The sequence below is a fragment of the Capnocytophaga sp. oral taxon 878 genome, from assembly GCF_002999135.1.
Lineage (GTDB): Bacteria > Bacteroidota > Bacteroidia > Flavobacteriales > Flavobacteriaceae > Capnocytophaga.
Genome location: NZ_CP027229.1, coordinates 2,655,763 through 2,668,001 on the forward strand (window position 1 = coordinate 2,655,763; position 12,239 = coordinate 2,668,001).

Annotated in this window: 7 protein-coding genes; 6 read left to right on the forward strand and 1 reads right to left on the reverse strand. The window is 40.5% G+C overall.

What is annotated here, in order from left to right; all coding sequences use genetic code 11:
- The first annotated feature begins 42 nt into the window (after positions 1-42).
- The 3 genes from C4H12_RS12085 (at position 43) to C4H12_RS12095 (ending at position 4,411) form a co-directional block, all read left to right on the forward strand.
- A complete protein-coding gene (locus C4H12_RS12085) occupies positions 43-486 on the forward strand; it encodes a hypothetical protein (RefSeq protein WP_106099135.1) in 444 nt (147 codons plus the stop codon).
- Between the two features lie 29 nt (positions 487-515).
- The gene (locus C4H12_RS12090) at positions 516-2,996 is read left to right on the forward strand and encodes a DUF4982 domain-containing protein (RefSeq protein ID WP_106099136.1); all 2,481 of its coding nucleotides are present in this window, start codon (positions 516-518) and stop codon (positions 2,994-2,996) included.
- A 107-nt stretch (positions 2,997-3,103) separates the two neighbouring features.
- Positions 3,104-4,411 (forward strand): Na+/H+ antiporter NhaC family protein, encoded by a 1,308-nt coding sequence (locus tag C4H12_RS12095; protein WP_106099137.1) that lies wholly within the window; start codon positions 3,104-3,106, stop codon positions 4,409-4,411.
- A gap of 93 nt (positions 4,412-4,504) precedes the next feature.
- On the opposite strand, the gene C4H12_RS12100 is transcribed toward C4H12_RS12095, so the two are convergent.
- Positions 4,505-5,326, reverse strand: coding sequence for a leucine-rich repeat domain-containing protein (locus C4H12_RS12100; RefSeq protein ID WP_106099138.1), 822 nt, complete (start codon positions 5,324-5,326; stop codon positions 4,505-4,507).
- Between the two features lie 505 nt (positions 5,327-5,831).
- Between C4H12_RS12100 and C4H12_RS12105 the strand changes: the two genes are divergently transcribed.
- From C4H12_RS12105 to C4H12_RS12115, 3 genes are all read left to right on the forward strand, one after another.
- Positions 5,832-6,947: a glycosyltransferase family 1 protein gene (locus tag C4H12_RS12105; protein WP_106099139.1), complete on the forward strand. Its 1,116-nt coding sequence runs from the start codon at positions 5,832-5,834 to the stop codon at positions 6,945-6,947.
- Positions 6,948-7,092: 145 nt separating this feature from the next.
- Positions 7,093-9,222, forward strand: a complete 2,130-nt coding sequence (locus C4H12_RS12110) for a glycoside hydrolase family 97 protein (protein ID WP_106099140.1) — start codon at positions 7,093-7,095, stop codon at positions 9,220-9,222.
- 69 nt (positions 9,223-9,291) lie between these two features.
- On the forward strand, positions 9,292-12,234 hold the full coding sequence (locus C4H12_RS12115; protein ID WP_106099141.1) for a TonB-dependent receptor: 2,943 nt from the start codon (positions 9,292-9,294) through the stop codon (positions 12,232-12,234).
- The last annotated feature ends 5 nt before the right edge of the window (positions 12,235-12,239 follow it).

The following is a 12,239-nucleotide window of genomic DNA, read 5'->3' on the forward strand; positions in this document are numbered from 1 at the left end:
TAAAACAAACTTATAGGAATTAATAATTAAAACATCATAAAAATGAAAAAGCTGATTAACGTAACGCTTGCATTATTACTACTCTGCTCAGCAGTTACCTTAGTCTCTTGTGGAAAAGACGATACTAATGGCAGCAGTAAAGAGTATCCAGAAGGAACTAGACAGCTTACCCTAAATGGGATTACTGCCAAAATATTTGAAGAGCGATGGGGAGGAGATGGAGGTAATACAACGCTGTATGTAACTGTAGAACTAACAAAACCCGATTTTAACTCAAAGCCAAGAGGGAAAGTTTATGTGCAAGCAAGAACTACCGATGGAGAAGTTTTACTTGCTTGGAGAAATGGTATTTATGGACAAGGTGGGGAATTTGGTGATTATTGGATTGGAAAAGAATGTAAAATTCAATTTTCAATCGGGCTTATTAACAATAAAAAAATAGCACCGAACTCTTTAACCATTTCTAAGCTGGAAATAAAAGAATAAGAAACTTTTTTTTGATAACTTACAAACTAATGAATAAAATCGACCTTTTAGTGGCTCTTGCCCTTACTGCTACGGGCTGGGCACAGCAGCAAACCCTTGAGAAGGGGTGGCGTTTTACCCGAGAGGATAACCCTGCATTCTCACAAACAAATTACAATGATGCTAAATGGCAAAATGTGCGTATCCCTCACGATTGGGCTATCTATGGTCCTTTTGATATGGAGAACGATATACAGCGCACTGCTATTAAACAAGATGGGCAAAAAGCAGCTATTGAACACACAGGGCGTACCGGTGGGTTGCCTTTTGTGGGTGTAGGCTGGTACCGCACCCAGTTTAACGTGCCAGAACTTACTGCTGATAAGCAAGTATTCGTGCAGTTTGACGGTGCAATGAGCAATCCGGAAGTATTTGTGAATGGGCAAAAAGCAGGTGAATGGCATAATGGCTATAATACCTTCTTCTTAGATATTACGCCTTATGTAAAAGCTAGTGGTAATACCCTTGCGGTACGCCTTAATAACCTTACCCAGATGTCGCGCTGGTACCCAGGGGCAGGCTTGTACCGCAATGTGCATATTATTACTAAGAATAAGACCCATATACCTATATGGGGAGTGCATATCACTACGCCTGAGATAACAAAAGACTTTGCGAAAGTAGTAGTAAATACTGAATTTGTAGCTAATAAAAAGGAAAACCTTGCGGTAGAAACTATTATCATAGACAAAGAAGGTAAGAAGGTAGCTACAGCTAAGGCTAAAGCTACTACTTATACCAGTGATAAGATTGGGGTGGAGATGTATATAGATAACCCTTTGTTATGGGATATAAAGAAGCCTAACCTGTACAAAGCAGTTACTAAACTGTATGAAGGTGATACTCTGAAAGATGAAGTAACTACTACCTTTGGGGTTCGCTCTATAGAACTGAAGCCTAATGATGGACTTTACCTAAACGGTAAGAAGATTAAAATACAAGGGGTATGTATGCACCACGATTTAGGTCCGTTGGGAGGGGCAGTGAATGAGAGTGCTATACGCCGACAAATACGCATTATGCAGGATATGGGTGTGAATGCTATTAGAACATCACATAATATGCCTGCCCCTGAATATGTGCGCGCTGCCGATGAGATGGGGATGCTACTAGCTGTAGAGAGCTTTGATGAATGGGCTATACCAAAAGTAGAGAATGGTTATCATTTGTACTTTAAAGACTGGGTGGAGAAAGACCTTACTAACCTTGTTAAACACTATAGAAATAATGCTAGTGTACTGATGTGGTTTATAGGTAATGAGGTGGAAGAACAAAGTGTGGAGAGCGGCGCTAAAGTAGCTCGCTACTTACAAGATATTATTAAAAAGTATGATACTACGCGCCCTGTAAGTAATGGTATGGACAGGCCTTATGATGTGTTGCGCAATAATATGGCTGCTACTATGGAGGTAGCGGGCTTTAACTACCGTCCGTTTAAGTACCAAGAGGCATATAGGAAATTACCACAACAACTTATTTTGGGTAGTGAAACGGCTTCGACAGTGAGCTCACGGGGGGTGTATAAATTCCCTGTACAACGCAAATCAATGGCGAGGTATACTGATATGCAATCATCATCATACGATGTGGAACACTGTGGATGGTCTAACCTGCCAGAAGATGACTGGATACACCAAGAGGACTTACCGTATACCATAGGGGAGTTTATATGGACAGGTTTTGACTACCTTGGCGAGCCTACGCCTTACTATGTGGAATGGCCATCGCATAGTTCTTATTTTGGTGCTGTAGATTTGGCTGGTTTCCCTAAAGACCGTTTCTACCTATACCAATCACATTGGGATAAAAAGCACGAGACCTTGCATGTGTTACCTCACTGGAACTGGGAAGGACGTGAAGGAGAGGTTACCCCTATATTTGTATATACTAACTATCCTACTGCTGAGGTGTTTATTAACGGTAAGAGCCAAGGCAAGCGCACTAAAGACCTTTCGATTAAAATAGAAAACCCTGAGAAAGACGGTAATCCTAATGATTTGGAACGCCAAAAACGCTATAGGCTGATGTGGATGGATACTAAGTATGAGCCAGGTACTGTGAAAGTGGTAGCTTATGATGAGCAAGGAAAAGCTGTGGCTGAAAGAGAAATGCATACAGCGGGCAAACCTTATGCTTTGAGTGTGAGTACTGAGTATAAGATGGAACTTAAGCCTGATGGTAAAGACTTGGCTTTTGTGGAAGTGAAGGCAGTGGATAAGGATGGCAATTTGTGCCCTACGGTAAATGACCTTGTAACCTTCAGTGTGAAAGGGGCTGGTACTTACCGCGCAGCTGCTAATGGTGACCCTACTTGTACTGATATTTTTCACTTGCCTAAAATGCACCTTTTTAATGGGAAATTACTGGTTATCTTACAGGCTGGTGAGAAGGAAGGTGTAATTACCTTAGAGGCTAAGAGTAAGAACCTTAAGGGAAGTACCAAAGTGATGGTGAGAAAAGAAATGAAGTAAATTAGAATTAGTGAATTATACAAATAGCAGATTAGCAAATGGTTACATTTGTTAGTCTGCTATTTTTTTGTAATTTTGCGCCTTCATAGTAAAATTTTCTATAAAAGATGAATTTCAGACCTACATTTACCTCTATTATCCCGCTGTTGATATTTGTTGCTTTCTTTTTGGGCAGTGGGTTGTATTTTGATAACTTTTACTCGTTACCGGCTCCTATTATAGCTTTATTTGCGGTGGTGGTAGCCTTGCTACTGTACCGCTCGCCGTTGGAGAAGAAGATAGGCTTATTTTTTAAGGGTGCTGGTGATAAGAACGTACTACAGATGTGTGTGATAGCGTTGCTGGCAGGTGCTTTTGCATCGGTGGCGAAGGCATCGGGGAGTATTGATAGTATAGTGAATATGGGGATGTATTATATTTCGCCGGAGTACTTTCCGGTGGGTATATTTGTGATTGCGGCTTTCTTATCGTTTGCGACGGGTACTTCGGTGGGTACGATTATGACGCTTTCGCCTATAGTATTTGGTTTGGCAAGTGAGAGCCACTCGGGTGTGGCGCTGATAGGGGCTTCGTTATTATCGGGGGCTATGTTTGGGGATAACTTATCGTTAATATCGGATACGACGATAGCTGCTACGCAATCATTGGGGTGCAAGATGAGTGAGAAGATGAAGGCTAATGCGCGGGTGGCGCTGCCTATGGCGCTGCTTACGGTGTTGATATTGCTTTTTATTGGTAACCCAGGGGCGCAGGCTTTTAATCATAGTGAGGTGTATCACGATTTTAATGTGGTGCTGATATTGCCTTATGTGGTGGTGGTGGTTATATCTTTGTTTGGGGTGAATGTGTTTGTTTCGCTCTTTTTGGGTGTGCTGCTATCGGGGGTTATAGGGCTGGTGTATGGCAAGTTTGATTTTTTGAGTTTTACGCAGCATACTTATAAGGGCTTTATGGATATGGCTGATATTTTCTTTTTGTATTTCATCATTGGTGGTTTGGCCTTATTGGTGGAGCACTTTGGGGGTATTCAGTTTTTGATGAACTTGATAGCTAAGCGAGTGAAGAGTGAGCGCTCTGGCTTACTGGGTATGGGTTTTTTGGTGAGTGTGGCTGATATGTGTGTGGCTAACAATACGGTGGCTATTCTTATTGTATCGAAGATAAGCAAGAGGATAGCGGAGCAGTTTGGGGTGCCTTTGCGCAGTGCGGCATCGGTGTTGGATATTTTTTCGTGTTATGTGCAGGGGCTGATTCCTTATGGAGCGCAGGTGATTGCGCTGTATCAGTTTGCTCATAATATGGATTATTTGGAGCTGGTGATGTATTCGGTTTATTTGCACTTGCTGCTGGTGGGAACTCTTTTGTTTATTAGGCTGCAAGGGAGTAGGAGAGAGGAGATAGGAGTAAGTTACTGATAGTTGATTTGCTCTGTAAAATATAAAAAAATCGAACAGGTTGTGGCTGTTCGATTTTTTTTTGTGTTTTAAACTTGTAAGGAGTAACTCTTCTTATGGTTTAGGGTGTATTTTAGCTGCGTAAGTACTCCAAATGGCTGCTTTTTTGTAATCGTCTACTGATATAGCAGGTACGTAGATATTAGGGATTTGGGTTGCATTCAAGCCAAAGAAGATATCGCCAGCTAAAGTAGGAGGGTTAAGCGCCTCAATAGTGATGCTTTTCAATGATTTGCAGTATCCGAAAGTAAGGTCGCCAATCTTTTCAACAGAAGCAGGTAGGTATACATTAGAAAGACCTGTACAACTAGCAAAAGCTGCTTCGCCTATTTCTCTAACTCCTGAGCCTTTTAAGTCTATCTGTGTAAGGGCGTGGCAAGAGTGGAATGCGCCATTACTTATAACTCCTACTTTGCCGAAAGTTACTTCTTTTAGATAGTAGCAATGAGAAAACATACTGCGAGAAATTTCGGTAGTATAAGGCAATTGCACAGATTCTATATCTGAGAAATAGAAAGCCTCTTTGCCAAAAACTACATTAGAGGTAGTGTTAAACTTTACCCCTCCTTTAAGTTTTGTGCCTGAAAAAGCACTTTCGCCTATTTCTTTTAAGCTATTGGGGAATACGATAGAGGTAAGATTTAAGCTTTTGAAGGCTTCGAATCCTATGGTGTTTACTCTTTGCAGCTTGCTATCGGCTTGCATATCAAGGGTAGTGGTGTTGGTGTTGGTCCATTTTACTAAAGTAAGTCCGTCTGCGTTTAATTGATAATCGGTGGCAGGGACATCGTTTTTGTTTTCATTGTCGTCATTTTTACTGCAACTTGTAAAGGCAAGAGCAGCTAAAGAAGCTGCTAAAAAAAATACTTTTTTCATACGAATTTATTTTTTAGAAATGATATTTGGGACAAAAGTACAATTTATTTTTTACTGTGCAAGTTAATTTAAAGTTAAATTTTTGTTTGTTTGTCTGTTTGCGAAATTTGCAGTGTTTGGGGTATTTGGTTGCGAATTATGCAAAGGGAGGGGTGGGGAGTGAAGGGGTTGAGAATGAGGGGTGTAGTGTTTATCCTTCGTTTATAGTTCGTTTATAGTTCGTTATAGGTTCGTTTAAAGTAGGTAATAGATAAGAGTTAAGAAGTAAGAGGGTAGGGTGGAAAGGGCTGATTATTAGGGGAAAGTAGTTGGGAGATAGGGAATAGGGTGGGGGAAGGGGATTTTGAGATATTGGTAAGGAAAATGAGAAAATGATGCATTTTGGTTAATGGATAGGAGGGTAGGGGAGTGGGGGTTGTATATTGATAATAGTTTTGTATCTTTGCCCCCTATAAAAGGAGTTGTATCTTTTATTGTTTTGACTATAACGGTTATTTTATAAGATATGAATATAGGTTTTGACGCTAAACGTGCTTTTCATAATTTTAGGGGGTTGGGTAATTACAGTAGAGACCTTATTAGGATTTTGCAGGGGAAAAGGGTGGGGGAGATTTATCTGTTCAACCCTATGAAGCGTAAGTTTCGGGGGGTGGTGATTGATGCACATACGAGGGAGATTACGCCGAGGAGTTTTTTTTGGCGTAGGCTGAAGAGTTTGTGGCGGAGTGTAAGGATTACAGCTATTGCGAGGAAGTTGCCTTTGGATGTGTACCACGGCCTATCGGGGGAGATACCTAAGGGTATTAGTAAGTATGTGCCTACGGTGGTTACGATACACGATCTTATATTTATGAGGTACCCAGAGTTGTATTCTTTTTTTGATAGGAAGATACATTATAGAAAGTTTAAGTATGCGGCGCAGAGGGCACATCGTATTATTGCGATTAGTGAGCAGACGAAGCGTGATATAGTAGCGTATTTGGGTGTGCCAGAGGAAAAGATAGATGTGGTGTACCAAGGTTGCCATAAGGCTTTTAAGGAAGAGTACCCAGCAGAAGAGAAAGAGAGGGTACGGAGGAAGTACAATTTGCCAGAACGCTTTGTGCTGAATGTGGGGGCTATAGAACCGCGCAAGAACGCTTTGGAGGTGGTGAAGGCTGTTGAACCGCTGGATATATCGGTAGTGCTGGTAGGAAAACAGACGGCTTATTACAAGGAGATAGAGGCTTATGCCCAGCAGCAGGGTATGGCAGATAGGGTGCTGGTGCTGAAGGGAGTGCCGATGGAAGACCTTGCGGTGATTTACCAACTGGCAAGGGTGTTTTGCTATCCGTCGGTATTTGAGGGTTTTGGGATTCCTATTATTGAGGCGCTGTTTAGCAGGACGCCTGTGATAACCTCTAAGGGGAGTTGTTTTGGAGAGGCTGGAGGGGAGCACTCGGTATATGTGGACTTAAATAATGCTGCGGTAGAAATACGGGAGGCTATAGTGCGAATAGAAGGAGATGCGCAGCTACGGGAGACGATGATAGAAGAGGGGTATGTATACGCACAACGCTTCACAGATGAGGTGGTGTATAGAGAGCTGATGAAGGTGTATGAAAAGGTAATGAAGAGATAAGGAAGATAAAAAGAGAAATAAAATTTATGTTGAAAATCACAATAATACGGGGAAATGTTAAAAAAAATGTTTTAAAAAAATTGGAAGTATTAATTTTTTTTGTATCTTTGACCCCCCTTAATAGATAATAAAATAATTAAAAACGATGAGAAGAATAATTTTGTTAATGAGCTTAATGGCGGCTTCGGTAGCTGTGGCGCAACAGCAGAGCTCGCCTAATGGCAATGTAGTACTCACGTTTTCACTGACGGCAGAGGGAACCCCTGCTTATAAGGTTACTTATAAAAACAAGCCCGTGGTGAAAGAGAGTACTTTGGGCTTTAGCCTTAAAAAGGCAGAGCCTACTACCACAGTGAACGAACCACTAACCAAGAACTTTAGAGTAATAGGAGAACAAAAATCGACCTTCAAGGAAACATGGAGACCAGTATGGGGAGAGGAATCGGAGATTTTGAACCACTATAATGAGTTGTTGGTTTCGCTTAGACAAGAAGGTACTAACCGCCTGATGAATATACGTTTTAGGGTATATGATGAGGGGGTTGGTTTTCGTTATGAATTTCCTTCGCAAAAAGAACTTACTTATTTTGTAGTGGAAGAAGAGCTTACGCAATTTGCGATGGCAGGAGACCATACGGCTTGGTGGATTCCGGGTGATTATGACACTCAGGAATACGACTATATGGAGAGCAAGCTATCGGAAATAAGAGGGCTGATGAAGGAAGCTGTTACGGAGAATGTGTCGCAATACGCATTTTCGCCAACAGGGGTACAGACCTCTTTGATGATGAAAACGGCAGATGGATTGTATATCAATTTGCATGAGGCGGCGCTTATAGACTACTCACTTATGAACTTGGATTTGGATGATAAGAACTTTGTGTTCCAGTCACATCTGACTCCAGATGCGCAAGGGGCTAAAGGTTACTTAATGGCGCCTTGCCATAGTCCTTGGCGTACTGTGATGGTAAGTGATGATGCGCGCCAAATACTTGCTTCACGCCTTATACTTAACTTAAATGACCCTTGTGCTATAGCAGATACTTCATGGATTAAACCGGTGAAGTACATAGGCGTATGGTGGGAAATGATTACAGGAAAGAGCTCATGGAGCTATACCAATGACTTGCCTACTATAGACCTTAATACTGTGGATTACAGTAAAACCAAACCTAATGGTACCCACGCAGCTAATAATGAGAAGGTACGTAGGTATATTGATTTTGCTGCGCAACACGGTTTTGACCAAGTGCTAGTAGAGGGATGGAACACAGGTTGGGAAGACTGGTTTGGTCATAAAAAAGACTATGTGTTTGACTTTGTAACTCCTTATCCTGATTTTGATATTAAAGCGCTTAATGAGTATGCGCATAGTAAAGGGGTGAAACTTATGATGCACCACGAAACATCGGGCTCGACACGTAACTATGAGCGCCATTTGACAGCGGCTTATGAGCTAATGAACAAATATGGATATAACTCGGTTAAGAGTGGGTATGTGGGAGATATATTGCCTGTAGGAGAACATCACTACAGCCAATCGACTATTAACCACTACTTATATGCGATAAAAGAAGCTGCTAAGCATAAGATTATGGTAAATGCACACGAGGCTGTACGCCCTACTGGTATCTGTCGTACTTATCCTAATATGATAGGAAATGAATCGGCAAGGGGAACAGAGTATGAGGCTTTTGGAGGTAATAAGGTGTTCCATACAACTATTTTGCCTTTTACACGCTTGCAAGGAGGGCCTATGGACTATACTCCTGGTATCTTTGAGACAGAAATGAAGTATGTGAACCCTAATAACAACAACCAGATACGCACTACTTTGGCACGCCAATTAGCCTTGTATGTGACAATGTACAGTCCGCTACAAATGGCAGCAGACTTACCAGAGAACTATGAGAAGTTTATGGATGCCTTCCAATTTATTAAAGATGTACCTGTGGACTGGCAAAAGAGTGTGTACTTAGAAGCAGAACCAGGACGTTATATCACTATTGCACGTAAAGACAAACATAGTGAAGACTGGTATGTAGGTTGTACTGCTCATGAAGGAGGACACAACTCGGTACTTAGCTTAGATTTCTTGGATAAAGGCAAGCAGTATGAAGCTACCATTTATGCTGATGCTAAGAATGCTGATTGGAAGAAGAATCCTAAAGCATATACTATTACTAAACAAAAAGTGAATGCTAAGACTAAATTGAAACTTAAAGCCGCTAATGGTGGAGGGTACGCTATAAAAATTAGGAAATTAGCAAATTAGGAAATTAGCAAATGAGCAGATGAGAGATATAAGATTTTGCTAATTCTCAAAATTTCAAATTAATTATATATGAAAGTAAAAATTCACAAACTACTTTATGCAGTAGTATTCTTTTTGTGCGTGAGCTATGGCTATGCACAACAGATTCCTTTAAAAGGGAATGTAAAGGATGGAGCAGGGCAGCCGCTTATGGAGGTGAGTGTGTTAGTAAAAGGGACTAACCACGGTACTGCTACCGATTTAGATGGGAACTATCAGCTAAATGTTGATAAGGGAGCTACCCTTGTGTTCTCGGCAATAGGTTACAAAACCCACGAGGTGAAAGTAACAGGTAATACATTGAACGTTACCTTACAGGAAGAGGTACAGATGCTAGATGCTGTAGAGGTAGTGGCTATTGGGTATGGTTCGGCTAGGAAGAAAGACCTAACTGGATCGGTAAATATGGTAACTGATAAGGAGTTTAATAAAGCGCCAGCTGTAAATGCAGACCAGTTATTACAAGGTAAAGTAGCTGGGGTGCAAATGAGTTCGGCTGGAGGTGCTCCTGGTGAAGGGCAAACAATCCGTATTCGTGGTAATGGATCATTGTCATTGACTTCTAACCCTCTTATTGTAGTGGATGGAATCCCGATGAATGATGGAGGAGTAGGAGGATCACGTAGTATATTCAACTCAATCAACCCTGAAGATATTGAGAGTATGACTGTACTAAAAGACGCTTCATCTACCGCTATTTTTGGTTCACGTGCTGCTAATGGTGTGGTTATGATTACTACTAAAAAAGGTAAAGCTAACCAACCTTTGAAAATCAGTTTCAATACTAGTATGGCTATTCAAGATGTGAATAAGTACGTAAATGTAATGAACGCAGAGCAGTTTCGTGAAACTGTAAAAGGGCTTAACAATGCTGAAGCTACCGCTCTTTTGGGTACAGCTGATACTAATTGGCAAAAAGAAATATACCAAACAGCCCCAATGAGCAATAGTACTTTGGTGCTTTCGGGAGCTTATAAGAGTTTGCCTTATCGTGTATCAGTAGGGCACTCATACGCTGATGGGGTGTTACGTACCGATAACTTCAAACGTACTAATGCTAAGATAAGCTTAACTCCTCGCTTTTTTGATAACTCATTGAAGTTGGAACTTAATGCTAATGGTACTTATATGCAAAACCGTTTTGCTAATAAAGAGGCTATAGGTACATCAGTAGGTTATGACCCTACCCAATCGGTATTTGGAGGTCCTGCTAAATACGGTAACTACCATACTTGGGTAGATCCTATTACAACAAATCGTTATAACTTAGCACCTAACAACCCTATGGCATTGCTTGCTTTTACCAACGACACTTCAAAAGTATATCGCTTTATAGGAAATGCTAAAGTTGATTACACTTTGCCTTTCTTTAAAGATATTACAGCAAGTGTGAACTTTGGTATTGACCACAGTAAAGGAGAAGGAGATAAAATTACAGATAGACGTATGCCTACTCCTACTCCAGGATTTGACGGAGCAAGAACTACTTACACTAATAAAGCTACCAACAAATTATTTGATGCTTATGTGAACTACACTAAAGATATTAAAGAAAAGCACAATGTGGGCTTGATGGTAGGACACTCATATCAATCATTTGAATTTGATGATAACTCCACTGATTACAGTTATTTTGTGAACCCAGGAGATAACAAGACTATTCCTACTATTAATAAGAGTAGAAACGTGCTAATGTCATTCTTTGGACGTGCTAACTATAGCTATGATGAGCGTTATATGTTTACAGCTACCCTTCGTGCTGATGCTTCATCAAAATTAAATCCGGATGACCGTTGGGGTTATTTCCCATCAGTAGCGTTGGCTTGGAATGTGAAGAATGAATCATTCTTAAAAGAGAATGAGAAGATAAGCGAATTTAAATTGCGTTTTGGTTATGGTGAAGTAGGTAACGTAAATGGATTGGGAGATTACTTATTCCTTACCAATTACACTCGTAGCCAAGATGGAGCTTCTTACCAATTTGGCAATGCATTTTATCAAACTTATCGCCCAGGGGTAACTAACAAAAAACTTCGTTGGGAGGTAGGTAATACTTTGAATGCTGGTATTGACTTTGGTTTCTGGCAAAATCGTTTGACTGGTACTCTTGATGTGTACAGGAAAGTTACTAAAGACCTTATAGCAGAAACAACTATTGACCCTTTCACCAACTTTAAAAACCGCGTAAATGCGAATGTGGGTGATATGGAAAACAAAGGGGTAGAGTTTGGCTTAAGTGTAATACCTGTACGAGATACGGAAAAGAATATCCGTTGGAGTTTGAACTACAATATAGCTTATAACGATAATAAAATTACCCGTATGCCTGATGACCAACCTACTGGTGGTATAGAAGGAGGTACTAACAACCGTGTACAATTACACCGCCAAGGAGAAACTCCTTACTCTTTCTTTGTATACCAACAAGTGTATGATACACAAGGCAAACCTATTGAAAATACATTCGTAGATAGAAATGGTAATGGTAAAATTGATGAAGGAGACCGCTACTTGTACAAATCACCTTTTGCACCTGTGACTATGGGCTTTGGTACAGACCTTACTTATAAAAACTGGGATTTGAACATTACTACCCGTGCTAATATAGGTAATTATGTGTATAACAACAGTCAGTCACGTTTAGACCAATTAAGTGAAATTACTTCTAACAGTGGTTTCTTACGCAATATTAAGGCTAACCACGCTGATAGTAACTTTATACGCCACAATGACCAAGCGTGGAATAGCGACTACTATGTAGAAAATGCTTCTTTCTTTAAGTTGGATAACATTACTTTAGGTTATACATTCCCTAATACAGATAAAAGGTATATCCGTTTGTACGCTACAGTACAAAATGTATGGACACTTACTAAATACAGTGGTTTAGACCCTGAAGTATTTGGAGGTATAGATAATAACTTTTATCCACGTCCGCAAACCTACTTAGTAGGGCTTAATATTAACTTTTAATTGTA

What these genes read in the sequence shown, in the direction of transcription:
- C4H12_RS12085 (WP_106099135.1), top strand. Translation starts at nt 43, where the DNA reads ATGAAAAAGCTGATTAACGTAACGCTTGCATTATTACTACTCTGCTCA.
- C4H12_RS12090 (WP_106099136.1), top strand. Translation starts at nt 516, where the DNA reads ATGAATAAAATCGACCTTTTAGTGGCTCTTGCCCTTACTGCTACGGGC.
- C4H12_RS12115 (WP_106099141.1), top strand. Translation starts at nt 9,292, where the DNA reads ATGAAAGTAAAAATTCACAAACTACTTTATGCAGTAGTATTCTTTTTG.
- C4H12_RS12110 (WP_106099140.1), top strand. Translation starts at nt 7,093, where the DNA reads ATGAGAAGAATAATTTTGTTAATGAGCTTAATGGCGGCTTCGGTAGCT.
- C4H12_RS12105 (WP_106099139.1), top strand. Translation starts at nt 5,832, where the DNA reads ATGAATATAGGTTTTGACGCTAAACGTGCTTTTCATAATTTTAGGGGG.
- C4H12_RS12095 (WP_106099137.1), top strand. Translation starts at nt 3,104, where the DNA reads ATGAATTTCAGACCTACATTTACCTCTATTATCCCGCTGTTGATATTT.
- C4H12_RS12100 (WP_106099138.1), bottom strand. Translation starts at nt 5,326, where the DNA reads ATGAAAAAAGTATTTTTTTTAGCAGCTTCTTTAGCTGCTCTTGCCTTT.